Genomic DNA, 22,725 nt, shown 5'->3' with positions numbered 1-22,725 from the left:
TGTAAAATGTGCTTTTATTGAATGAACATTCAACAAAAAGACGAGATGAGGCATGAACCTGCACCTGCACGACGTGGTGATCCCCAACGATTGGGACCGTCGGGGCCTGCCGGGTTGGAGTTATCATTCGCAGGCGCTGTTGGAACTGGAAAAGGAACACATCTTTCGCAATCACTGGCAGATTGCCGGCCATGTTTCCGACGTACCCGATGCCGGCGACTATCTTGCCATGGACGTGGTCGGCGAGCGCGCACTGATCGTTCGCGGCAAGGACGGCGTAGTGCGCGGCTTCCATAATATGTGCCGGCACCGCGGCAGCCGCGTCGTCGCCGAAGACAAAGGCACCTGCAAGAACGCGCTGGTGTGCCCGTTTCACGGCTGGGTCTACAATCTCGACGGCACGCTGCGCGGCGCTGCCCAGCCGGCAACCTTTCCCGAAATGGACAAGACCGAGTTCGGCTTGCTGCCCCTCGACCTCGAAATCTGGATGGGCTTCATCTTCATCCGCTTCCGCAAGGGTCCACAGCCCTCGGTGGCCGATCTGCTGAAGCCGATCGAAGCGGAAATGGCGCATTACAAGCCCGAGGACATGGTGCCTGCCGCCGGCATCTGGACGCAGAAGTCGCCGGTGAACTGGAAGTCGGTGCGCGACGTCGACAATGAGGGCTACCACGTCGCCATGGCGCACCCCGCTTTGCAGGATCTGTACGGCGCGACCTATTTCGACGAACCCTTCGTCGACGGGCTGTCGCGCTCCTTCGCTACCTACAACCCGCATGCGGGCCGCCGCTGGAGCGTCAAGAACTATGTCAGGATCGCGCCGGAACCCGCCCACCTGCCCGACCATCTGAAGCAGGCCTGGGTCTATTACGGCATCTTCCCCAATGCGGTGTTTTCGGTGATGCCGGAATCCGTGCAGTTCTATCAGGAATTTCCGCTATCGACCGGCGAGACGCTGCTGCGCGGCGGCATCTACCGCTATCGCGACGAAAGCCGCGAGCAGGCGGCGGCACGCTATCTTTCCTACCGCATCGACCGTGACACCATGAACGAGGACGTGCAGCTTACCGTCTGGTCCAACGAATCCATGCTGTCGGAATCCTTCAAGGGATTTTACCTGTCCGACCTCGAATATGGCGTGCGCACCCACCACGACCATCTGCGTCGGCAGTTGCCGGTCCTGACGATGGAAACAGCGCCCAACGAGCGGGAGATGACCGGCGTCAACGAGGCGCTGCGGGAGCGCGGATAAGGCTGCCGCTCCGGGGGCGTGAGCCCCCGAAATGGGTTTACCTCACTTTGCCGCCCCGACAGGCAGCCCCCTCACCCCTGCCAGACGCCTTCCTTGCGCAGATCGTCCATGGTGCGGGAAATGCCCTCGCGTAAAATGCCGACCAGATCGTCGATCTGGCTGCGCGTGATGATGAGCGGCGGCGACATCACGCACATATTGATCAGCGGCCGCACCAGAAGGCCGAGATCCTGGCAATGCGCGTCGATGCGCGCACCGACATTCTTGTCGAGTTCCAGCGGATCGAGGCTGTCGCGGTCGGCCACGCATTCGACGCAGACCATCAGCCCCATGCCGCGCACTTCACCGACCAGCGGCAATTCCTCCAGCGCCTTCAGTTGCGCCTGGAAATACGGAGCCACATCCTGGACATGGGCAAGCACGCCCTGCTCCAGCAGGTCCAGGTTCTTCAGCGCCACCGCGCAGCCGATCGGGTGGCTGGTATAGGTCAGACCATGGCCGAACAGCGCGTCAGGATGGTTGGAGCGGCGCAGTTCCTCCAGCAGGCGCTCGGAGATGACGACCCCGCCGAGCGGGAAATAGCCGGAAGTGACGCCCTTGGCGAAGGTGATCATGTCCGGATCGATGCCGAAGCAATCGCCCGAAGCAAAGACCGACCCCAGCCGCCCGAAAGCCGTCACCACCTCGTCCGACACGAAAAGGATGTCGTTGTCGCGGCAAATCTCGCGGATGCGCTTCAAATAGTTCTGCGGCGGCACGATGACGCCGCCCGACGCCTGCACCGGCTCGCCGACGAAAGCGCCGATCTTGTCGGCCCCGATACGGGAGACCGTGTCGCGGAACTCATCGACAAGGAAGTCCGCGAAAGCCTCGATGGTCATGCCCCTAGGGCGGCGGAACGGATCGGGCGAGGACAGCTTGACGACCAGACCGTCGACGCCGTCCATCCAGTCGCGGTCACGGGCGCGGCCGTTGAGCGACGCCGACAGAAAGGTGGAGCCGTGATAGGCGCCGCCGCGCGACAGGACCAGCTTCTTTTCCGGCCGGCCTTTGACATTGTTGAAGAACTGCATGAAACGCAGCGCCGTTTCCACGGCGGTCGAGCCGCCGGTGGTGAAGAAGACATGGCTGAGATCGCCGGGCGCATGGTCGGCAATACGCCGGGCGAGTTCCGCCGACGGCGCGTTCATCGTGTACCATGGCGTGTTGTAGGACAGCGCCATGGCCTGCTCGTACATGGCGCGCGCCATTTCCTCGCGGCGGTGGCCAACATTGGTGCACCACATGCCGGCCGGTCCGTCGATCAGCCGCTTGCCCGCGGCGTCGGTGATGTAGATGCCGTCCCCCTCGCCGATCAGCGTGCGCGCTTCCGCGCCGACCGACCCCGCATAAGGCCATGGCTGGACGAGATGGCGCGTGGCCAGTTCGACGGCATCGTCGCCCGGTTCGCCCGCATCGCCTGATCTCATATCTCTTGCCGCAGCCATTGCTTGCCTCTCATCGTGCCAGTGGACTCATGGGAACAAGAGCAATTTCCAATCGACCGCACCGGTCGAAACGGCCTGGAAATCATCCCTTTCTTCACGCCATTTTGAATGTCCGTTCAATCAATATTGCAGAAATAATGCTTGATTTCAATGCAGGAATGCGCGCATGATGAAAGAAAGCCGGAACGGGAATCCGGCGCGCAACGGGGGCGGCACGCAATGCCAGGAACCGAGAACCGCACTATGCGAGGCGCCCCGCAATGACGGCGCTGGCGGAACGGTCGCCCCGGCGGGGCATGACGAAAGCCCGCCGCAACGTCCTTCTGCAATCCGAAGCCGTGCAGGGCCTGACGCTGATCAGCCCGACCTTCCTCTACGCGTTTGTCCTGTTGGCGATGCCCATTCTCGTCGTCATTGCCCATTCGTTCTGGACGCAGCACTACCTCACCATCGACCGCACCTTCACGCTGGAAAACTACCGCATCGCGCTGACCGAGCCGATGTACCGCGATCTTCTGTGGCGCTCGCTTTACATCTCGGTGATGGTCAGCTTCTTCACCGTCGTGCTGGCCTATCCGATCGCCTATTACATCTCCTTCCACGGCGGCCAGCGCAAAGGCCTGTGGCTGTTCCTCATCACCATCCCGTTCTGGACCAGCTACCTGCTGCGCGTCATGGCCTGGAAGGTCATCCTCGGCTACAATGGCGTGCTCAATTCCGGGCTGATGGGCCTGGGCATCACCGATGAGCCGACGACGGCGCTACTTTATAATTCGAGCGCCGTCATCATCACGTTGACCCATGCCTGGGCGGCCTTCGCCGTGCTGCCGATCTTCGTCTCGCTGGAAAAGGTCGACCGCACGCTGGTCGAGGCGGCGAAGGATCTGGGCGACGGGCCGCTGCGCAGCTTCCTGCGGGTGACGCTGCCGCTGTCCATGCCCGGCGTCATTTCCGCCATGCTGATCGTCATGATTCCGACCGTCGGCGACTATGTTACGCCCAAGCTCGTCGGCGGCAAGGACGGCGTCATGATCGCCAACGCCATCCAGGTCCAGTTCGGCAAGGCCGCCAACTGGCCGCTCGGGGCAGCCCTTTCGGTTACCACCATGGTCGTCGTCACGGCCATGGCCGGGGCCGCTGTGTTCATCCTGCGCTCCGCCGCAAAGCTAGCGCGATGAACGGGGGGCTGGCGCGATGAAGAGGCAGCGCCGTTTCATACCCGGCGGTAGCTGGCTCGGCACCTACGCGCTGCTCTATGTCATCTTCCTGTACCTGCCGGTGATTTTCCTGCCGATCTTCTCGGTCAACACGGCGGCGACGCCGAAATTTCCGCTCTCGGGCTTCACCTGGAAATGGTACGAGCAACTGCCGCATACGCCGGCCCTGCTCGATGCCGCCTGGAACAGCCTGATCGTCGGCGTTTCGGCCTCGGTGCTGGCGACGACATTCGGCATTCTCGCCGCGCGCGCCATCACCCGCTACCGCTTTCCCGGCCGCCGCCCCATCAATGGCCTGATCATGGCGCCGCTGGTGCTGCCGGAAATCATCATCGCCATCTCGATGCTTCTGGTGATGCTGCAGCTTGGCCTGAGCCTCTCGCTGTTCACGGTCGTGCTTGGCCATATCCTGATCTGCATCCCCTATTCGATGACGGTGCTCATCTCCGGTTTCGAAGGCTTCGATCGCAGCCTGGAAGAAGCTTCCGCCGACCTCGGCGAATCGGCCTTCGGCACGTTTCGGCGCGTGACGCTGCCGATGGTGGCGCCGGCCATCATCTCCAGCCTGCTGGTCTCCTTCACCATCTCGCTGGACGAATTCATCATCGCCTTCTTCCTGACCGGCACGGACGCGACCTTGCCGATCTACATCTGGGGCCAGTTGCGGTTTGCCGCGAAACTGCCGGGCGTGCTGGCGCTGGGCACGCTGCTGCTGGTTGCCTCCTTCGTCCTGATGACGCTTGCCGAGATCCTGCGCCGCCGCGCGGCCAACCGCACCCACAATGAGGGAGGCCTCTATGCTTGAACGCGCGAGCCCCGAGCGAACCATGCCCGAACGAACGATGATAGAGATCAGCCATGTCACCCGCAGCTACGGCTCCTTCAAGGCGCTGGACGACGCCAATGTGACGATTCGCGAGGGCGAGTTCTTTTCGCTGCTCGGGCCTTCCGGTTGCGGCAAGACCACGCTTTTGCGCATGATTGCCGGCTTCGACAACCCGACCAGCGGCTCGATTGCCATTGACGGCCAGCCGATGGAAGGCATTCCAGCCAACCGCCGCCCGACCAACATGGTGTTCCAGAGCTATGCGATTTTTCCGCATCTGAACGTCGAGCAAAACGTCGCCTATGGCCTGAAGCGCCTCAAACTCGAGAAGGCGGAGGAAAAGCGCCGCGTCGAAGAGGCGCTGGCACAGGTGTCGCTGACCGGCTTGGGAAAACGCGGCGCAACGGAATTGTCGGGAGGCCAGCGGCAGCGCGTGGCGCTGGCGCGCGCTTTGGTCATGCGGCCCAAGGTGCTGTTGCTGGACGAGCCGCTTTCGGCGCTGGACAAGAAATTGCGCGAGCAGATGCAGGTGGAATTGCGGCGCCTGCAAAAGGCCGTCGGCATCACCTTCATTCTGGTGACGCACGACCAGTATGAAGCGCTCGCTATGTCGGACCGCATCGCGGTGATGTTCGGCGGCAAGATCGCTCAGGTCGCCTCCCCCAAGGAAATCTACCAGCATCCCGCCAACCGCCAGGTCGCCGATTTTCTCGGCGGCATGAATTTCGTCAAGGCCGACCTGGTCGAGGAAAGCGACACGTCGCTGACCGTCGACACGCAAGGGTTCGGCCGCGTCCGGACGGCCAGGCCGAAAGAGTTCATCCGCAACGGCAAGGCCGCCACGCTCGGCATCCGCCCGGAACGCCTGCGCGTCCTGTGGGACGACGACAAGGCCGATTTCGAGGTAGCGGGCAAAGTGGTGGAGCGGCACTATTTCGGCGAAATCACCCATCTCATCGTCGAGATACCGGGGCTGGAGAGCCCGCTTTCGGTGACCGAAACCAATGATTTCGGTGCCGACGACATTCCCGTCGGCACCACCATCCGCCTCGCCTACGACCCCGAGGCGCTGGTGGCGATTGCGGATTGAAGCTTGATGATTTTTTGCGCGCCGATGCGGCCGGCGACGAGCGCGCCCTCAATATAGCCGGGGAAGGATGGAGACAGTTCGGATGCCGAAAAATGCACCGGCGGCGCGCCGGCCAGCAGCAACGCTTCCGCGTCGGTCGCATCAGGATCGAGAATGAGATCGCTATAGGCGCCGCCGCTCCAGCGGTCGTCCGTCCAGTTGCGAAAGCTAAAATCGAGCATGTCGCCGGCCTCGCTGCCAAGTGCGGCCACCAGCCGCCTGGAGATTTCGGCGCGCAGCACGGCAGCGTCGAAGCCTCCCCATCTTACGGCAAGCGGGCCGCCGACGAAGACGACAAGTGCTGCATGCCCGTCGTCCGCGCTGACGTCGCAGGCATATAGGCCGGGCAGTTCGTTCCAGACGACCATGCCGCTCAGGCCGCGCTCGCGCCATAACGGTTTCGAATAGCGCACCAGGATTTTGATCACCGTGCCGCTGCGCCAGACAGACAGCGCATGGGCAAGGGGTTTTGGCAGTTTTGGCGAGAACGCAATGCTCGACGCGGCCATGGGCGGCACGGCGACCAGCACGGTCCGGGCTTCGATCTCTTCGTTCTGCGTCATGACGCGCACGCCGTCGGGACCATGGACGATGTGCGTTACCGGCCGGCCGAGGCGGACACGTCCCTCGAGCTCGCCGGCCATGGCTTCGGCCAGGGAATGCATGGTTTCACGGACAAAATATTGCAGTTCCGGCGCTTCGTTGGTGATGCGGCGGTCGTTGCTGATCAGGTGCCACAGCGGTATTTTTTCCAGCGCCTGGCACCACAACCCCTCGATCATCGAACGGAAGGCGGCTTTGGCCTTGGCCGTATCGGGTTGTTTGTCCAGCCACTCCGCGACGCTCAGGCCCGCAATCGCTGGATCGGCAGGCTCGATCCGGTTCATGCGGTCGCGGATCGCCATCGAGGTCGCATAGATTTTTTCAGCTTCGCCGTCCGGCATTTCAGGTTGCGAGACAAACTCACCTTCGACATAGGCCTCGACCAGCGTCCCGGCCCGCGCCCGCACCAGCGCCAGCAATTCCGGCATGTCGTCGCACAGGAACTGGCCGCCGCTGTCGACCTTTTCACCAAGCCCGTTCAGCGTCGCCTCGACGCGTCCGCCGACCCTGTCGCGGGCTTCAACCAGCAAAAAGTCGACGCCGGCCTTTTTCAGTTCATGTGCGGCAGCGAGGCCGGTGAACCCGGCCCCGACGATGACGACATTCGTGCGTTCGATAGTGGCGCTCAATAGCCCGCCTTGATCTTCTCGAACTCGGCGATCATCTTGAGCTTCAGGTCGGATGGAACAGGCGACTGGAACAGCGTCTTGTCGACGAATTTGTCGACGTCGTCGTAGCCCTTCGCCTTGAGCACCGCCGGGTCGACGCCGGCCATGCCCTTGACGTTGGCCTGGCCGTAACCCCAGTCACCGACCAGCGTCTTGGCGACTTCCGGATCGTTGACCGCATTCAGGAAGTCGTAGGCCTTGTCGGTGCTGCCGGGCGCGTCCTTGAACATGACGTAGCCGCATACCCAGGTCGAGATGCCTTCGTCGGTGTCCTTCTTGCCCTTGATCGGCGCGCCGGCCAGCACGGACTGGGTGGTCGCATCGTTCCAGGCCCAGGCCAGGTCGATTTCGCCGCCGGAAAGCGCCTGCACGATATCGGTGGTGTCGGACCAGTACAGGCGGACGTTCTTGTGAACCTGCCGCAGGAAGTCCGACGCCTGCTTGAACTGCTCGTCGGTCATCTTGGTCCAGTCCTTCAGGCCGATGGCGAGGCTGGCCAACGCATAGGCATCGTCGACATTGTCGCCGATCGAGACGCGGTCCTTGAATTTCGGATCGGCGAAGGCCTTCAGCGATTGAACGTCCTTCTCGCTAACCTTGTCGGAATTGTAGGTGAGCTGGGTATCGCCCCAGTCCCACGGCATGAACCAGGCCTTGCCGTCTGCGGTGGTGGCGAGGTCCTTCATCGCCATGATGCCGGGGGTGAGGTCCTTCCAGCCCGTGATCTTCGACGTATCGAGGGGCTGCAGCAGGCCGGCCTCACGCCATTTGGTCACACTTTGCGAACAAGGATGGCCGAGATCGGCCTTGAAGCCCGAGCGCAGCTTTTCAAAGGCTTCGTCCTCGTCGCCAAAAAAGGCGAAGGTCGGCGCGTCCTTGTTCTTTTCGGCATATGTCGGATGGAAGCTCGGATCCTCGTAACCGGCCCAGTCGAACACGATCAGGCTCTGGTCCTCGGCCACGGCGAATGCCGCAGCCGATGCGGCAAGCGTACCGGCCAGCGCCAACGTCAGCGTCAAGCGTCGGGTTAATCTCTTCATTGCTCCATCCTCCCTTTTTTGATTTCAGAAGCCCGTCATCGGGCCGTATTCCGCACCGTTCCCTCGCGCGGATAATGTTTCGGAAAGACCGATGCCAGGAAGGCGTTCGCGCCGTTGAGCGCGATCTCGCGGGACACGTCTTCCGTGCCCATCATCAGCCTGAGCCACAAGCCTTCCAGCAAGGCGCTGAGGGCCAGCGCGATCGCTTCCGGATCGTAGGCGTAGCCGGCATCGCGCTTGAGCAGGCCGCACAATTCCACGATCGTTCCCTGATAGGCCTTGTCGCGTGCGCCGCTGAGCGCCTGATAGGTGGGGCGCGACTTGGCCTCGCCCCAGAAGGCGCACCATGCGGCGAGCTTGCGCTTATTGCAGATCGAGCGGTCGAAATCGGCCGCGACCAGCGCCTGCAACCGCGAAGCCGGGTCGTCGCCCGCCTTGTCCAGCGCGGTTCGCCAGTGCGCGGCATATTCGTCGTACATGTGCTGCAAGGTCGCGACGAGCAGCTTTTCCTTCGACTCGAAATGGAAATTGACGATGCCGCGCGACAGGCCGGCGCCGTCCGCCACATCGGCCATGGTGGTGTCTGAATAGCCGCGCTTGGCCAGAGAATCGATCGTAGCCTCGATCAGTTGCAACTGCCTGATTTCTTTTGAAGCCTTGCGCCCGCGCCTTTCGGTCGGATGCTTTCCAGTAGCGGTTTTCTGTTGCGGATCGCCCGCCCGCTTTTGCGCTGCCACTATGCTCATGCGGATATGTGCCTCCTTCGCCGCCGGCTGCCCGGCGCTGCCGGATGTCGATCCGCGCAGATCAGCTTGGCGGCATGCCCTTCTGTCAAGCCCCACCAGGCCTTGGCGTTTTCGTTCATAGGCCGACCCCACAGTGCGGCCGCACCAGCCGAACACAGGCCAAAGCTTATCGCATCGGCGCGAAACCGCAACATAATTTGTTGAACATTCATTCAATACAGCTGGACAAAATGCGTCTGGCCGTGCGAAATTCCCGCCATAGGGGCAGCAGTCCGCGCCGAAACAGGTCAAGGATGGCGCAGGCAGTCAGGATTCGGTTTGAAAAACTGGGACGTGATCGTAATCGGCGGCGGCCATAACGGGCTGGTCAATGCCTGCTATCTTCAACGCGCCGGGCTGGACGTGCTGGTGGTGGAGAAGAACGACTGGGTCGGCGGTGCCGCCACCAGCCGTTCGCATACGCAAGGTTTTCTCTATTCCAACTGTTCCTATGTCTGCTCGCTGTTTCGGCCGGAAATCATGCGCGATCTGGAACTGCCGCGCTTCGGCCTGCAGGTCATCGCCTATGAAGGCGGCGCGGTGCTGACGCAGGACGGCGATTATCTCGCCAATTACCGCGACCACCACGCACATCGGCGCGAATTCGCGCGCTTCTCCAGGCGCGACGCGGAAGCCTATGACCGCTATGCCCGCGACGTGACGCGCCAGTGCCGCTTCATCCAGCCGCTGTTGATGCGCACCGCGCCCGACCCGACCAGTTTTCGTCCGCGCGATATCGGCGAACTGCTCTATCTCGGCAAAAAATTCGGCGGCCTGAGTTCGGAGGAAATGGCGCTGACGCTGCGTTTCTGGACCATGTCGATTTCGGAATTTCTGGACGAGTATTTCGAGACCGACGTCATCAAGGCGAATTTCGCCATCTCCGGCATTATCGGCACCGCGCTCGGGCCGATGTCGCCCGGCACCGCCTATGTGCTGCTGCACCACTATATGGGTGAGGTCGATGGTTCGGTCGGCGCGTGGGGCTATGCGCGCGGCGGCATGGGCGCGGTGACCAAGGCGCTCGCCGCATCGTTCCAGGCATCGGGCGGCACCATCCGCACCGGGGCCGAGGTCGATCATGTGCTGGTCGGTCGCGGCAGGGCGAAGGGCGTGGTTCTGGCCGGCGGCGAGGAAATCTACGGTAAGCTCGTCGTTTCGAATGCCGACGTAAAACGCACCTTCCTCAAGCTGGTTGAGGAAAAAGAATTGCCCGATATTTTCCTGCGCAGGGTGAAGAATTTCAAGATTCGCGGCTCGTCCGGCAAGGTCAACATCGCGCTGGATTCCATGCCGGAATTTCCGGCGCTGCCAAAGGACTCGCCCTGCCTGCGCGGCGATCTGCATTTCACCGATTCGGTCGAGCGCATGGAGCGCGCCTATGACGACTGGAAGGCCGGCACATGGTCGGCCGACCCAATGCTCGACATGATGATCCCGACCACGCTCGACCCGACCATGGCGCCGCCCGGAAAACACTTCATGAGTTGCTTCGTGCAATACGCCCCGCCCCAGATCGCCGGCCGTGAATGGACCGACGCCGACCGCGACGGCTTTGCCGAGAGCGTGATTTCGCAAATTGCCGACTATTCGCCCGGTTTCCGCGACCGCATTATTCACATGGAAGTACGCACGCCGCGGGAGATCGAAGCCGAGGTCGGGCTGACCGAAGGCAACATCTTCCAGGGCGAACTGACCTTCGACCAGCTTCTGTTCAACCGGCCGGTGCCGGGCTACGCGCAATACCGCTCGCCGGTGGGCGGGCTTTATATGTGCGGGTCCTCCACCCATCCCGGCGGCGGCGTCATGGGCGCGCCCGGCCGCAACGCCGCCGCCGAAATCTTGCGCGATCTCGCCAAGCCTACCCAGCATATGAGCCCGGCCCATGACATCATTTGATGCCATCATCATCGGCGGCGGCCATAACGGCCTCGTCTGCGCCGCCACGCTGGCCAAAAGCGGGCGCAAGGTGCTGGTGCTCGAAGCGGCCGGCGAAGTGGGCGGCGCTGCGCGGACGGAAGAATTCTTTCCCGGCTTTCGCAGCTCTGCCATCGCCCATGTGCTGAACCGCCTGCATCCCGATGTGGTGAAGACGCTTGAACTGAAAAAGCATGGGCTGAAATTTTCACATGCAGCTTTTGCGCCCTCCGTGGCCTTGTCTCGAGACGGCAACCCGCTGGTGCTGCACGGCGCCTATGGCGAAACACTGTCCGGCGTGAGCGCTTCGGAACAGGCGGCATGGAAGGAACTGCGCGCGCAATTGCTGCGCTATGCCGGCGTATTGAAGCCGTTGCTTGGCCATCGTCCGCCCGACCTCGATGGCCTGTCGCTCGGCGAGAAGATGCGGCTGGGCAAGACCGGGCTGTCGCTCAAAAGGCTCGGCAAGGAAGACATGCGCGATTTTCTGCGCGTGCTGTTGATGAATGTTGCCGACCTGCTCGACGAGCAATTGTCCGACGACCGATTGAAAGGACTGCTTGCCTTCGACGCGGTGCTGGGCGCGCATCTCGGACCACGCTCGCCAACCTCGCTGCTCGGCCTTTACTACCGGCTGACGGGCGAGACGGGCGGTGCATCCGGCGCTCAACTGCTGCCGCAGGGCGGCATGGGCGCTGTCGTCGCCGCCATCCGAGCCTCGGCGGAAAAGTCGGGCGTGACGATCCGCACGTCGGCCCCGGTGGCGAAGATCCTCGTCGAAAATGACCGCGCCATTGGCGTGACGCTCGACAGCGGCGAAGAAATCCGCGCGAAGTCGATCGTATCCGCCATCAATCCGGCGACGACGTTTTTCGATCTCGTCGGCGCGACAAAGCTCGATACCGGCTTCGTGCGCAAGGTGAAACACATCCGCATGAAGGGCGATGCCGCCAAGCTGAATCTGGCACTGGACCGGATGCCGGAATTTTTGGGCGTCGAAGCGGCGGGCCACAGGGGAAGGCTGGTCATCGCGCCCTCGACCGACCATGTCGAACGCGCCTTCAACCCGTCGAAATACGGAGAATTCTCGCCCGAGCCGGTGATGGAAATCACGCTGCCGTTGCTCACCGATCCTTCGCTCGCGTCCGATGGAGCCTGCGTTCTTTCAGCCGTGGTGCAATACGCGCCCTATGCGCTGAAGGAAGGCTGGGAGGCTGGAAAACCGAAATTCCTGGCCGCCATCATGGCGCAGCTTGAAATTTTCGCCCCCGGCATCGGCAAGACGGTGCTGCATGCCGAATTGCTGACGCCGGCCGATATCGAGGCGCGCTATCGCATGCCGGGCGGCCACTGGCACCACGGCGAGTTGCAGGCCGACCAGATGCTGGTCTCGCGTCCGGTTTCAGGCTGGTCGGGCTACGACACACCACTCGACGGGCTGTTTTTGGCCGGGGCTGGCTCGCACCCCGGCGGCGGCGTTTCCGGCGCACCCGGGCTGAATGCGGCGCAGCGGGTGATGGCGGTGAGAGGGTAGCGTCATGAACCAGCAAATCACAAACCCGCGCACCACCGCCCAGTCCCATTTCCGCACGTTGCGCATCGACACGCCGTTCCAGCCGCGCATCGATGCGCTGGCGAAAACCAACGACTGGTATGACTGGGCCGGCTATCGCGCGCCCAATTCGCTGTGGGACGAGGAACTGGAATATTTCGCCATCCGCAGCCAGGCAGCACTGTTCGACATTTCGCCGATGGTCAAATACCGGATCGAGGGGCCGGATGCGGAAGCCTACTGCAACAAGGTGACGCTGCGCGACGTGACCAGACTGAAGCCGGGCCGCGTACAGTACACCGCTTGGTGCGACGATAGCGGCCATGTACTCGACGACGGCACGCTGTTTCGGCTTTCTCCAACGCGGTTCAGGCTGTGTTCGCAGGAACGGCATCTGCCGTGGCTGCTGGATTCCGCCATCGGTTTCGATGTCGTGATCGAGGAAGAAACCGAGGCGGTCGCCGGTCTCGCCTTGCAGGGGCCGACTTCCTTTGCCGTCTTGCGGGAAGCAGGCTTCGACGGCGTCAAGGGGCTGAAAATCTTCGACCTGGCCGAGTTTGCGCATGAGGGTGGAACGGTCACCATTTCACGCACCGGTTTCACCGGCGACCTCGGCTACGAACTGTTCGTGCCGGCGGAACTGGCACTCTCGCTGTGGGATCGATTAATGGAAGCCGGGCAGTCGCGAGGCATCCGCGCCATCGGCTATACGGCGCTGAACCGCGCCCGGCTCGAAGCGGGGCTGATCGTCGCCAATTCGGATTTCATCACTGCCGAGCACGCGATCCGCGCGGACCGTACCCGCATGCCCGACGAGATCGGCCTCGGCTTCATGGTCGATGCCGAAAAAGGGCACTTCAACGGCCGCCGCGCCATCTTCGAGGCGCGGACGAAAAAACGGCTGCGTCATGTGCTGGTCGGCCTGGAGATCGAGGGCAATGTGCCTGCCGAACACGCCATCGTCTATCACAAGAAATCGCGGGAAGTCGGCCTGATCAGCGCCGCCATGTGGTCGCCCATGGCCAAGCGCAACATCGCCCTCGCCTCGCTGGAGCGGCCTTATGGCGATACCGTTCTCGACGACCTCTGGGTCGAAATCTACGCCACGCGCGAGTTGAAGTACGAGAAACTGATGAAGCGCGCCAAAGTGGTACCGCGCCCGTTCATAAAGCTCGATCGCCGCACGGCCAACCCCCCGGCGGATTTTTGAGCCATGGGCGACAAGTTCGACCCCGAAGCCATGGAACAGTGGGCGCTCGTCAATACGCCGCTGGGTGAGGCATGGTCGGGGCGCACGCGTTATGCGGCGGCAATGTATTTCTACAAGCGCAGCGAGATGGATGCCGAGACGCTGGAGGTCTATCGCCTCAGCGCCCGGCTGGATGGGCAAGACCCGCTGCCGATCATCCGCGACCGGGGTGTCGGCAAGGCGTGGCTGGAAAGGATGGAGGCTGGATAGTCGAAACTCGGCAGGTTTAACCGATCGACCGCTCTAGCACGTTCACCCAGTTTTTCCACGCAATCTTCTCGATCAGTTCCTTGCCGTAGCCATGCTTTTCGAAGGCCTCGATCAGTCTTGGCAAGCCCGACACGTCGCCGATTTCCGAAGGTATCGGCGCACCGTCGAAATCGGAGCCCAGCCCGACGCCGTCCTCGCCTACCGTTTCCAGCATGGCATCGACGTGGCGGATCATCATGTCGAGATCGGCGCCCCGGCCGGCGGAGCCTTGCGGATTGAGGAAGCCGGTGGCGAAATTCAGGCCGACCATGCCCTTGCTGTCGCGGATCGCGCCAAGCTGCCACGCGGTCAGGTTGCGGGCACTGGCGCAGATCGCATGGACGTTCGAATGCGTGGCGACCAGCGGCGCATCCGAAAGGGCCGCCACATCGCGAAAACCCTTCTCGTTGAGATGCGAAAGATCGATCTGGATTCTTAGCCGGTTGCAGGCCTTGACCAGATTTTTGCCGGCGTCGGTCAGGCCATCGCCGATATCGGGCGAGGCCGGAAACCGGAATGGCACGCCGTTGCCGAACGCGTTTGGCCGGCTCCAGACGATGCCCAGCGAGCGCAGGCCGGCGGCATAAAGCACATCGAGCATGGCCAGGTCGGGATCGATCGCCTCGACGCCCTCGATGTGGAAGACGGCGGCAAGCGAGCCGCGCCCTATCGCGGCGCGAATGTCGGCCGCACTTCGGCAGACGGTCAGCGCGCCGGCGCGCTCGAGCTTGAACAGGATCGACGCCATGGCGAGCGTCGAGACGCGCGCATCGTTCATCGGCAGTTCCGGCGGCAGCGGTTCATCGTTGCCGGGCATGGGACCGGGACCGTCGACCTTCTTGCGCTTTTCCAGCGGCGGCGGAAAAATCGCGAACATGCCGCCGGCAAAGCCCCCTTTTTTCGCGCGCGGCAGGTCTATGTGCCAGTCGGCCGGAGCACCTTCAACGAACAGCTTTTCCTTGTCCGCCTCGGGCGACAGATAGAGCTTGAGCAGCGTGTCGTTGTGGCCGTCGAAAACGGGAACGAGAGGAGTTTCTGTCATGCTTGGAACCATTCGATTTCGTGGAAAGATGCCCGCAGCGCTTCTGGCCCGCCCGGAAACGACACCCCTGTTTAGGCACATTGGCCGATGCGTGCAAAGGCCAGATGCAGTTTGGGTCTTGTGGCTGCGCCGCCGGGGTGCTGGAAAGGACATCTGAGGTTTGGGGAGAATGCGGCATGGCCAATACGCTTTACGACGCTCTTTCCGGCCCCATGGGCAAAGCGAACGGCCGTTCCTCACACTGAAGGATGGCCGCGCCATCTCGTATGGCGAGTTCCTTCGTCTCACCGCGCGTCTTGCCCATGCATTGGCTGTCAGCGGCATCGGCCCCGGCGCCCGGGTTACGCTGCAGGCGAAAAAATCGACCGAGGCGCTGGCGGTTTATGCGGCCTGCATTACCGCAGGCGCGGTCTTCCTGCCGCTGAACACCGCCTATACGGCAAGCGAAGTCGCCGCACCCATACCTCGGCGAGGCCGTGGTCGCGGTGGTGGTCCTAAAAAACGGTTTTTACCCGGACGAAGCCGCGCTGCTGGCCGGCATCGGCCCAAAGCTCGCCCGCTTCAAGCAGCCGCCCGTGTTTTTCTCATCGACGAGTTGCCGCGCAATACGATGGGCAAGGTGCAGAAGAACATGCTGCGCCAGCGTTTCGGCCAGACTTTCGACGCCGGCAAATAGGGCGGAGCGCCCTGTGCCCCCGCTCCATGTATCAAGAGTTTGGCAACGCGCCCGGTCGTTTCAGGCCGGGCGCGTCGCGTAAACTCAGGACATGGTGTCCAGCTTGCGCTGCATGGCTGCGATCTGCTCCTTCAACTGCTGAAGGTCGTCGGATTTTTCCGGCGCTTGCCCGCCGGCCTGTTCCTCGGTCGCCTCCGGCTCGGGGCCGACGCCGGTTCCGCCTTGCGGAAATGGCGTGAACATCCGCATGGCGTTCTGGAACATCTCCATGTTGCGGCGCGTCTGCTCTTCGAGCGCCTTGATCGGCGACTTCATGACATCAATGGGCGACTTTGCCAGCGACGCTTTCATCTGCTCGCGAAACCGCGACTGCTCCTTGGAAAAGGCGCTCATCGACTGTTCGAGGAAGCTGGGCACGATCGACTGCATCTGGTCGCCATAAAAGGCGATCAACTGGCGCAAGAAAGGCACGGGCAGCATGTTCTGCCCATCCTTGTTTTCCAGCTCGAAGATGATCTGGGTCAGCACCGGATGGGTGATATCGTCGCCGGTCTTGGCGTCCTGGACCGTGAACTCCTCGCCCTTCTTGACCATCTCGGCAAGATCCTCGAGCGTCACATAGGTGCTGGTGCCCGTATTGTAGAGGCGGCGGTTGGCGTATTTCTTGATCACCACCGGTTCGTTTTTTGCTGCCATCAGCATCCTCCCGGGGGCCGGCAAACCCGATATGGGTAGCCGGCGACATTGCACGTTTTTTCGAGGATTGCGCAAAAGCGATACGATTCCAAGTAGTTTGTGCAGTGCGGGAGCTTTTGGCGCTGCAAAGCGCCCCTATGGTAAGCTTTCTCCTCGAAAGCACATGATAGGAGCACCATTTCCGGTTTGACTCGGAGGTTGGAAAGGGCAAGAAAAGTATCCACAACCCTTGGCCATCCTGTCCGTACTGGAGAAAAAAATGCCTGCTGCCAATGCCATCGTCGTCGCCAGCGCGGCGCGCACACCTGTTGGATCCTTCAACGGAGCGTTTGCCAACACGCCGGCGCATGATCTGGGCGCGACGGTCATCCGCGAGCTTCTGGTCCGCGCCGGCGTCGAGCCGGCCGAGGTCAACGAAGTCATTCTCGGGCAGGTCCTGACGGCTGCACAGGGACAGAACCCGGCCCGCCAGGCCTCGATCAATGCCGGCCTGCCGAAAGAAACGACCGCATGGGGCCTCAACCAGGTCTGCGGCTCGGGCCTGCGCGCGATTGCGCTCGGCATGCAGCAGATTGCGGCCGGTGACGCCAAAATCATCATCGCCGGCGGCCAGGAATCCATGTCGTTGTCGACGCATGCCCAGCATCTGCGTTCCGGCACCAAGATGGGCGATCTGAAACTGATCGATACGATGATCAAGGACGGGTTGTGGGATGCTTTCAACGGCTATCACATGGGCACGACCGCCGAGAACGTCGCCAAGCAATTCCAGATCACCCGCGACGAGCAGGATCGGTTTGCGCTTGCCTCGCAAAACAAGGCCGAGGCGGCGCAGAACGCCGGCAAATTCAAGGACGAGATCGTCGCCTTCACGGTCAAGGGCCGCAAGGGCGATACCGTCGTCGACCAGGACGAATATATCCGCCATGGCGCGACCATGGACGCCATGACCAAGCTGAAGCCGGCCTTCGACAAAGAAGGCACGGTAACCGCCGCCAACGCATCCGGCATCAACGATGGCGCGGCCGGCGCGCTTTTGATGAGCGAGGCGGAAGCGGTGCACCGCGGCCTCACCCCACTGGTGCGCATCGCATCGTGGGCGACCGCCGGCGTCGATCCGGCGATCATGGGCACCGGCCCGATCCCGGCCTCGCGCCGCGCTTTGGAAAAAGCAGGCTGGTCGGTCGGCGATCTCGATCTGGTCGAGGCCAACGAGGCCTTCGCCGCGCAGGCCTGCGCCGTCAACAAGGACATGGGCTGGGACCCGGCGATCGTCAACGTCAATGGCGGCGCGATCGCCATCGGCCATCCGATCGGCGCTTCGGGCGCACGCGTCTTCAACACGCTGGTGTTCGAAATGAAGCGCCGCGGCGCGAAGAAGGGTCTTGCCACGCTGTGCATAGGCGGCGGCATGGGCGTCGCCATGTGCGTGGAAGCGATGAACTGAGCGAATGGCCAATAGGGGGTAGCGAATAGGGCGAGAAGAGCGAAAACCAGTCGGGACGACTTCCCTACTCGCAATTCGCTACTCTCTATTCGCTTCTCCAACCAACGGGAGGAGAACATTCATGACCAAGGTTGCAATCGTCACAGGCGGCACGCGCGGCATCGGCGCGGCCATTGCGATAGCCCTCAAGAAGGCCGGCTATACAGTGGCTGCGAACTACTGCGGCAATGACGAGGCGGCACAGAAATTCACCGCCGATACGGGCATCAAGACCTACAAATGGTCGGTTGCCGACTATGATGCCTGCGCCGCCGGCATAAAACAGGTCGAAGCCGACCTCGGTCCGGTCTCTGTGCTGGTCAACAATGCCGGCATCACCCGCGACGCGCCGTTCCACAAGATGACCCGCGAGCAGTGGAAAGAGGTGATCGACACCAACCTCAACGGCGCCTTCAACATGACGCATCCGCTCTGGAATGGCATGCGTGAGCGCAAGTTCGGCCGCGTCATTACCATCTCTTCCATCAACGGCCAGAAGGGCCAGTTCGCCCAGGCCAACTATTCCGCCTCCAAGGCCGGCGACATCGGCTTCACGAAAGCCCTTGCACAAGAGGGCGCGCGCGCGGGCATCACGGTCAATGCAATCTGTCCCGGCTACATCGCCACCGACATGGTCATGGCGGTTCCCGAAAAGGTACGCGAATCCATCATCGCCCAGATCCCGGTCGGGCGGCTCGGCGAGCCGGAAGAAATCGCGCGCTGCGTGGTTTTCCTGGCCTCCGACGATGCCAGCTTCATCACAGGCTCGACCATCACGGCCAATGGCGGACAGTATTTCACCTGAACGCACGAGCATCACATGGTTAAGGCGGGCCGCTTGCGGGCCGCCTTTTTTCTGGCCACCTGTCCCGATCCGGCACGCAAGCCTTAACGGCGGCCGCCCTTGTCGGTCCGCCCCTGCGTCCGGCCTGTGGATTGTCGGTGGACAAGCTGTACACAACACAAGATGTTGCCGTGAACAAAACGGGAAAATTTGCCCATCGCTGATTCGTCGCCGTTTCGTTCCGGTTTTGGCCGATAGGTTAATGGAGAGCGCGCGAAGCGGCAGAAAAGGGTTAACGTCCGTTAGCAAAAGATAAAAGATTTCAAGGCTTTGCAGGAGCGAAACCCTGACTCGACGGCCACCCGCCGGCAGAAGTTAACGGCGGCGGCTCCACTGGCATCACGGCGAGCCTCCGTGATTCAGCATGTGGTAAATCTCCGCGAGAAAGAACTACATGTAGCCGTGAACAAACCCTGAATCAGGCCGAGTCAGCGATTCGTCGCCGATTCGTTCCAGTCCCGTTCCACTTGTTAATTCCGCGCCGCAGACCCGCTCTCGAGAGAGAGGCACGACACGGAGCAGGAACATTCGGCTTTCGCTTGGGCTGTCAAATGCCTATGTGTCGTTCGTCCCTACGGCCTATAAGGTTTTTCTTCCGCGTCGATGAACATCCAGCCCAAACAGACCGACCCGCTGATCCTGTCCGGCCGTGACGTGACCGCCGTTCTGGGGCCGACCAATACCGGCAAGACGCATCTGGCCATCGAACGGATGGTGGCGCATGAAAGCGGCATCATCGGCCTGCCGCTGCGGCTGCTTGCACGCGAAGTCTATGCCCGCGTTTGCGAGAAGGTCGGCGCCCACAAGGTGGCGCTGATAACCGGCGAGGAAAAAATCCAGCCCAAGGGTGCGAAATATTCGGTCTGCACCGTGGAAGCGACGCCGCGCGAAACCGATGTGGCATTCGTTGCGCTGGATGAAGTGCAGCTTGCCGGCGACCTGGAGCGCGGCCATATCTTTACCGACCGCATCCTGCATCTGCGCGGCCGTCAGGAAACGCTGCTTCTGGGCGCGGCCACCATGCACGGCATCCTGCAAAAGCTGTTGCGCGGCGTTTCCGTGGTGACGCGGCCGCGCCTTTCGCACCTTGCCTATGCCGGCTCGAAAAAGCTGACGCGGCTGCCGCGCCGCACGGCCATCGTCGCCTTTTCGGCGGACGAGGTCTACGCCATCGCCGAACTGATCCGCCGCCAGCAAGGGGGTGCCGCCGTCGTGCTCGGCGCACTCAGCCCCCGCACCCGCAATGCGCAGGTGGCGCTCTACCAGTCCGGCGACGTCGATTACCTGATCGCCACCGATGCCATCGGCATGGGGCTCAATCTCGACGTCGATCATGTCGCCTTCGCCCAGAACCGCAAGTTCGACGGCTTCCAGTATCGCCAACTCACCGCCGCCGAGCTTGGCCAGATCGCCGGCCGCGCCGGGCGGCATCTGCGCGACGGCACCTTTGGCGTCACCGGTCGGGTCGATCCGTTCGACGACGATCTGATCCAGAAGATCGAAGGCCACGATTTCGAGCCGGTGAAAGTGCTGCAATGGCGCACCCCCGCTTTCGACTTTGCCAGCCTCGATGCGCTGAAGCGCTCGATCGAGACCAATGCGCCGGTCGAGGGACTGACCCGCGCCTTGCCGGCCGTCGACGCGCAGGCGCTGGAACAGCTTTCGCGCGACGCCGAAATCCGCGCGCTGGCAACGGGGCGCGAACGCGTGGCGCTGTTGTGGGAAGCCTGCGCCCTGCCCGACTATCGACGGATCGCGCCGGCCCAGCATGCCGATCTGATCGCCTCCATCTACATGGACCTTGCCCGGCACGGCCATGTCGATGGAAATTACATGGCCGAACAGGTACGCCGCGCCGACACAACCGAAGGCGATATCGACACGCTGTCGCACCGCATCGCGCAGATCCGAACCTGGACTTTCGTGTCCAACCGCCCCGGATGGCTTGCCGATCAGGCACACTGGCAGCAAAAGACGCGAGAAATCGAAGACAGATTGTCGGATGCGCTGCATGAGCGGTTGACGAAACGTTTTGTAGACCGCAGGACTTCCGTCCTCATGCGCCGCCTTAGAGAAAACACGATGCCTGAAGCTGAAATTAGTCCTGCCGGAACCGTTCTTGTCGAAGGCCACCATGTTGGCGAGTTGCAAGGGTTCCGATTTACCGCCGACCAGAGCGCTGGCGGCGAAGACGCCAAGGCGGTCAAGGCCGCCGCGCAAAAAGCGCTCGGCACCGAGTTCGACGCCCGCGCCGAGCGGTTTGCGGCTTGCGCCAATGGCGATATCGCACTGGGTTCGGACGGCACGCTGCGCTGGATCGGCGCGCCGATCGGCACGCTTGTGGCCGGCGAGGACGCGCTCAAGCCGCGCCTTGTCCTTTTGGCCGACGAACAACTGACCGGCCCCGCGCGCGACAAGGTCGCGGCCAGGGCGGAACGTTTCGTCAATTTCCAGATCGAGCTTCTTTTGAAGCCGCTGGTCGATCTGAAGAACGCCGAGCAGGTTTCCGGCATCGCGCGCGGCATCGCCTTCCAGTTGGTCGAGAATTTCGGCCTCATCAACCGCCGCGACATTGCGGGCGAAATGAAGACGCTGGAACAGGAAGGCCGCGCGGCCCTGCGCCGCCTCGGCGTGCGCTTCGGCGCCTACCATGTGTTCGTGCCCGCGCTGGTCAAGCCGGCGCCGGCGGGGCTGATAACGCTTTTGTGGGCGCTGAAGAACGACGGCAAGGACAAGCCCGGCTTCGGCGACGTGGTCCACGCGCTGGCTTCGGGCCGCACCTCGGTCGTCATCGACCCTGCCTTCGACCCTGCTTTCTACAAGCTTGCCGGCTATCGCAATCTCGGCCGCAGAGCCGTACGTATCGACATTCTGGAGCGGCTGGCCGATCTCATCCGCCCGGCGACCAACTGGAAGCCGGGCCTCGGCGCGCGACCGGAAGGCGCCTATGACGGCCAGGCCTTCATGGTGACGCCACCGATGATGTCGATTCTCGGCGCCAACGCCGACGACATGGAAGAAATCCTCAAGGGTCTCGGCTATCGCGCCGATCCGAAGCCGGCGGTGGAAGTAAAGGCCAGGCTGGAGGCGCAGGACACCGCCGCCCGCGAGGCCGAAGAGGCGAAGCAGGCGGCGGAAGAAGCAGCGCGCGCGGAGCAGGCCGAGACAGCTGAGACAGCGGCTGCCGATGCCGCTGGCGAAGTTTCGGCCGAGGCAGCGGAACCTGCAGCGGAGGAAATGCCTTTAGCAGAGCCGGCGGCGCAAGCTGCTTCGGAAACGGCGCAGGCTGTGGAAGAGCAGGCGGACACGCCCGCTGACGTTGCGGAAGAAGAGCAGCCGGTTGCTGAACCCGTTGCGGAGACGCCAGCCGAGGCTGTGCCCGCAGAGGAAGCTGAAGCGGCTCCCGTGGAGGCGACGGCCTCCGTCGAAACTCCGGTTGAGAGCGTCGAGACGGCAGCGGAAACTCCCACGCCGGAAACCGTCCAAGAAGCCGTTGAAGAAGCCGCCGCGCCGGAAATCGCGGCCGACATTCCCACACCGGACGTTAAGGCCGAAGAACCCGCTCCCGAAGAACAGCCCAAGCCCATTCTGTTGTGGCGGCAGGCCCGCTTTGAGCGGCCTCGCGGCAATCATCGTAACGACAACCGTCCGCGCGGCGGGCAGGCACGCAACGCCCCGGCCGTGGCCGCTGGAGAACGGGCACCTGGCGAACCGGCCGGCGAAGCCGACAAGGGCAAAGGCCGCCCGCGCTTCGACCGCAGCCGCTACAAGGGCAAGCCTGTCGAGGGCCAGCCGACCGAAGGCCGTGGCAAGCCGCAGGGTGAGCGTCAGGATCGACACCGGCCGAATAGGCAGGGCAGGCCGGACGGTTCTGCTGGTGCGCCGGGCAAACCTGCGTTCCAGCCGCGCGAGGAACGCCCCGTGCGCTTCGACCCGGATTCGCCCTTCGCCAAGCTCGCGGCACTTCGCGACCAGTTGAAGAAATGATGCCGGCGCTGGCCTTGCAA

The 22,725-nt window shown here is 62.7% G+C and carries 18 protein-coding genes; 12 read left to right on the top strand and 6 right to left on the bottom strand.

Features of this window, described 5'->3' with window-relative positions:
* Window positions 1–52 precede the first annotated feature (52 nt).
* Window positions 53–1,252 carry an aromatic ring-hydroxylating oxygenase subunit alpha gene (locus tag ACX3P1_RS07690; RefSeq protein WP_459078969.1) on the top strand — a complete coding sequence of 400 codons (1,200 nt, stop codon included), beginning with the start codon at window positions 53–55 and terminating at the stop codon, window positions 1,250–1,252.
* A gap of 71 nt (window positions 1,253–1,323) precedes the next feature.
* On the opposite strand, the gene ACX3P1_RS07685 is transcribed toward ACX3P1_RS07690, so the two are convergent.
* A complete protein-coding gene (locus ACX3P1_RS07685; protein WP_459078968.1) occupies window positions 1,324–2,739 on the bottom strand; it encodes an aminotransferase in 1,416 nt (471 codons plus the stop codon).
* 260 nt (window positions 2,740–2,999) lie between these two features.
* Between ACX3P1_RS07685 and ACX3P1_RS07680 the strand changes: the two genes are divergently transcribed.
* The 3 genes from ACX3P1_RS07680 to ACX3P1_RS07670 are packed head-to-tail and all read left to right on the top strand — an operon-like array spanning window position 3,000 to window position 5,872.
* The gene (locus tag ACX3P1_RS07680; RefSeq protein WP_459078967.1) at window positions 3,000–3,917 is read left to right on the top strand and encodes an ABC transporter permease; all 918 of its coding nucleotides are present in this window, start codon (window positions 3,000–3,002) and stop codon (window positions 3,915–3,917) included.
* A 16-nt stretch (window positions 3,918–3,933) separates the two neighbouring features.
* Complete coding sequence (locus tag ACX3P1_RS07675; RefSeq protein WP_459078966.1) at window positions 3,934–4,761, top strand: ABC transporter permease; 828 nt, start codon at window positions 3,934–3,936, stop codon at window positions 4,759–4,761.
* A 37-nt stretch (window positions 4,762–4,798) separates the two neighbouring features.
* On the top strand, window positions 4,799–5,872 hold the full coding sequence (locus tag ACX3P1_RS07670; RefSeq protein WP_459079032.1) for an ABC transporter ATP-binding protein: 1,074 nt from the start codon (window positions 4,799–4,801) through the stop codon (window positions 5,870–5,872).
* On the opposite strand, the gene ACX3P1_RS07665 is transcribed toward ACX3P1_RS07670, so the two are convergent.
* From ACX3P1_RS07665 to betI, 3 genes are read right to left on the bottom strand one after another with little or no spacing between them, the layout of a single operon-like run.
* Window positions 5,836–7,143, bottom strand: coding sequence for a flavin monoamine oxidase family protein (locus ACX3P1_RS07665; protein WP_459078965.1), 1,308 nt, complete (start codon window positions 7,141–7,143; stop codon window positions 5,836–5,838). The two genes, ACX3P1_RS07670 and ACX3P1_RS07665, sit on opposite strands and share 37 nt — an antisense overlap.
* Window positions 7,140–8,222, bottom strand: coding sequence for an ABC transporter substrate-binding protein (locus ACX3P1_RS07660; protein ID WP_459078964.1), 1,083 nt, complete (start codon window positions 8,220–8,222; stop codon window positions 7,140–7,142). Before ACX3P1_RS07660 ends, ACX3P1_RS07665 begins: the two co-directional genes overlap by 4 nt.
* A gap of 35 nt (window positions 8,223–8,257) precedes the next feature.
* A complete protein-coding gene (betI, locus tag ACX3P1_RS07655) occupies window positions 8,258–8,968 on the bottom strand; it encodes a transcriptional regulator BetI (protein ID WP_459078963.1) in 711 nt (236 codons plus the stop codon).
* A gap of 318 nt (window positions 8,969–9,286) precedes the next feature.
* Between betI and ACX3P1_RS07650 the strand changes: the two genes are divergently transcribed.
* From ACX3P1_RS07650 to ACX3P1_RS07635, 4 genes are read left to right on the top strand one after another with little or no spacing between them, the layout of a single operon-like run.
* A complete protein-coding gene (locus ACX3P1_RS07650; RefSeq protein WP_459078962.1) occupies window positions 9,287–10,906 on the top strand; it encodes a phytoene desaturase family protein in 1,620 nt (539 codons plus the stop codon).
* On the top strand, window positions 10,893–12,458 hold the full coding sequence (locus ACX3P1_RS07645) for a phytoene desaturase family protein (RefSeq protein ID WP_459078961.1): 1,566 nt from the start codon (window positions 10,893–10,895) through the stop codon (window positions 12,456–12,458). The genes ACX3P1_RS07650 and ACX3P1_RS07645 overlap by 14 nt, the downstream gene beginning before the upstream one ends.
* 4 nt (window positions 12,459–12,462) lie before the next feature.
* Window positions 12,463–13,686 (top strand): aminomethyltransferase family protein, encoded by a 1,224-nt coding sequence (locus ACX3P1_RS07640; protein ID WP_459078960.1) that lies wholly within the window; start codon window positions 12,463–12,465, stop codon window positions 13,684–13,686.
* A 3-nt stretch (window positions 13,687–13,689) separates the two neighbouring features.
* The gene (locus ACX3P1_RS07635) at window positions 13,690–13,935 is read left to right on the top strand and encodes a hypothetical protein (protein ID WP_459078959.1); all 246 of its coding nucleotides are present in this window, start codon (window positions 13,690–13,692) and stop codon (window positions 13,933–13,935) included.
* A 16-nt stretch (window positions 13,936–13,951) separates the two neighbouring features.
* Here the strand turns inward: ACX3P1_RS07635 and ACX3P1_RS07630 are convergent, their stop codons facing one another.
* Entirely contained in the window at window positions 13,952–15,016 is a 1,065-nt protein-coding gene (locus ACX3P1_RS07630) for a dipeptidase (protein WP_459078958.1), read from the bottom strand.
* Between the two features lie 169 nt (window positions 15,017–15,185).
* Between ACX3P1_RS07630 and ACX3P1_RS07625 the strand changes: the two genes are divergently transcribed.
* On the top strand, window positions 15,186–15,692 hold the full coding sequence (locus tag ACX3P1_RS07625) for an AMP-binding protein (RefSeq protein WP_459078957.1): 507 nt from the start codon (window positions 15,186–15,188) through the stop codon (window positions 15,690–15,692).
* Window positions 15,693–15,776: 84 nt separating this feature from the next.
* Here the strand turns inward: ACX3P1_RS07625 and phaR are convergent, their stop codons facing one another.
* A complete protein-coding gene (gene phaR / locus ACX3P1_RS07620) occupies window positions 15,777–16,388 on the bottom strand; it encodes a polyhydroxyalkanoate synthesis repressor PhaR (RefSeq protein WP_459078956.1) in 612 nt (203 codons plus the stop codon).
* Between the two features lie 259 nt (window positions 16,389–16,647).
* On the opposite strand from phaR, the gene ACX3P1_RS07615 reads away from it, so the two are divergent.
* The 3 genes from ACX3P1_RS07615 to ACX3P1_RS07605 all read left to right on the top strand — a co-directional run bounded on the left by ACX3P1_RS07615 (window position 16,648) and on the right by ACX3P1_RS07605 (window position 22,705).
* A complete protein-coding gene (locus ACX3P1_RS07615; protein WP_459078955.1) occupies window positions 16,648–17,835 on the top strand; it encodes an acetyl-CoA C-acetyltransferase in 1,188 nt (395 codons plus the stop codon).
* A gap of 121 nt (window positions 17,836–17,956) precedes the next feature.
* Window positions 17,957–18,679: an acetoacetyl-CoA reductase gene (gene phbB / locus ACX3P1_RS07610; protein WP_459078954.1), complete on the top strand. Its 723-nt coding sequence runs from the start codon at window positions 17,957–17,959 to the stop codon at window positions 18,677–18,679.
* Window positions 18,680–19,321: 642 nt separating this feature from the next.
* Complete coding sequence (locus ACX3P1_RS07605) at window positions 19,322–22,705, top strand: helicase-related protein (RefSeq protein ID WP_459078953.1); 3,384 nt, start codon at window positions 19,322–19,324, stop codon at window positions 22,703–22,705.
* The last annotated feature ends 20 nt before the right edge of the window (window positions 22,706–22,725 follow it).

This window comes from Mesorhizobium sp. A623, assembly GCF_054489405.1.
The sequence above is the reverse complement of the archived record's forward strand: the minus strand, read 5'-3'. Positions and strand labels throughout refer to the sequence as shown.

What these genes read in the sequence shown, in the direction of transcription:
- ACX3P1_RS07690 (WP_459078969.1), top strand. Translation starts at nt 53, where the DNA reads ATGAACCTGCACCTGCACGACGTGGTGATCCCCAACGATTGGGACCGT.
- ACX3P1_RS07685 (WP_459078968.1), bottom strand. Translation starts at nt 2,739, where the DNA reads ATGGCTGCGGCAAGAGATATGAGATCAGGCGATGCGGGCGAACCGGGC.
- ACX3P1_RS07680 (WP_459078967.1), top strand. Translation starts at nt 3,000, where the DNA reads ATGACGGCGCTGGCGGAACGGTCGCCCCGGCGGGGCATGACGAAAGCC.
- ACX3P1_RS07675 (WP_459078966.1), top strand. Translation starts at nt 3,934, where the DNA reads ATGAAGAGGCAGCGCCGTTTCATACCCGGCGGTAGCTGGCTCGGCACC.
- ACX3P1_RS07670 (WP_459079032.1), top strand. Translation starts at nt 4,799, where the DNA reads ATGATAGAGATCAGCCATGTCACCCGCAGCTACGGCTCCTTCAAGGCG.
- ACX3P1_RS07660 (WP_459078964.1), bottom strand. Translation starts at nt 8,222, where the DNA reads ATGAAGAGATTAACCCGACGCTTGACGCTGACGTTGGCGCTGGCCGGT.
- betI (WP_459078963.1), bottom strand. Translation starts at nt 8,968, where the DNA reads ATGAGCATAGTGGCAGCGCAAAAGCGGGCGGGCGATCCGCAACAGAAA.
- ACX3P1_RS07645 (WP_459078961.1), top strand. Translation starts at nt 10,893, where the DNA reads ATGACATCATTTGATGCCATCATCATCGGCGGCGGCCATAACGGCCTC.
- ACX3P1_RS07640 (WP_459078960.1), top strand. Translation starts at nt 12,463, where the DNA reads ATGAACCAGCAAATCACAAACCCGCGCACCACCGCCCAGTCCCATTTC.
- ACX3P1_RS07635 (WP_459078959.1), top strand. Translation starts at nt 13,690, where the DNA reads ATGGGCGACAAGTTCGACCCCGAAGCCATGGAACAGTGGGCGCTCGTC.
- ACX3P1_RS07630 (WP_459078958.1), bottom strand. Translation starts at nt 15,016, where the DNA reads ATGACAGAAACTCCTCTCGTTCCCGTTTTCGACGGCCACAACGACACG.
- ACX3P1_RS07625 (WP_459078957.1), top strand. Translation starts at nt 15,186, where the DNA reads ATGCGGCATGGCCAATACGCTTTACGACGCTCTTTCCGGCCCCATGGG.
- phaR (WP_459078956.1), bottom strand. Translation starts at nt 16,388, where the DNA reads ATGGCAGCAAAAAACGAACCGGTGGTGATCAAGAAATACGCCAACCGC.
- ACX3P1_RS07615 (WP_459078955.1), top strand. Translation starts at nt 16,648, where the DNA reads ATGCCTGCTGCCAATGCCATCGTCGTCGCCAGCGCGGCGCGCACACCT.
- phbB (WP_459078954.1), top strand. Translation starts at nt 17,957, where the DNA reads ATGACCAAGGTTGCAATCGTCACAGGCGGCACGCGCGGCATCGGCGCG.
- ACX3P1_RS07605 (WP_459078953.1), top strand. Translation starts at nt 19,322, where the DNA reads ATGAACATCCAGCCCAAACAGACCGACCCGCTGATCCTGTCCGGCCGT.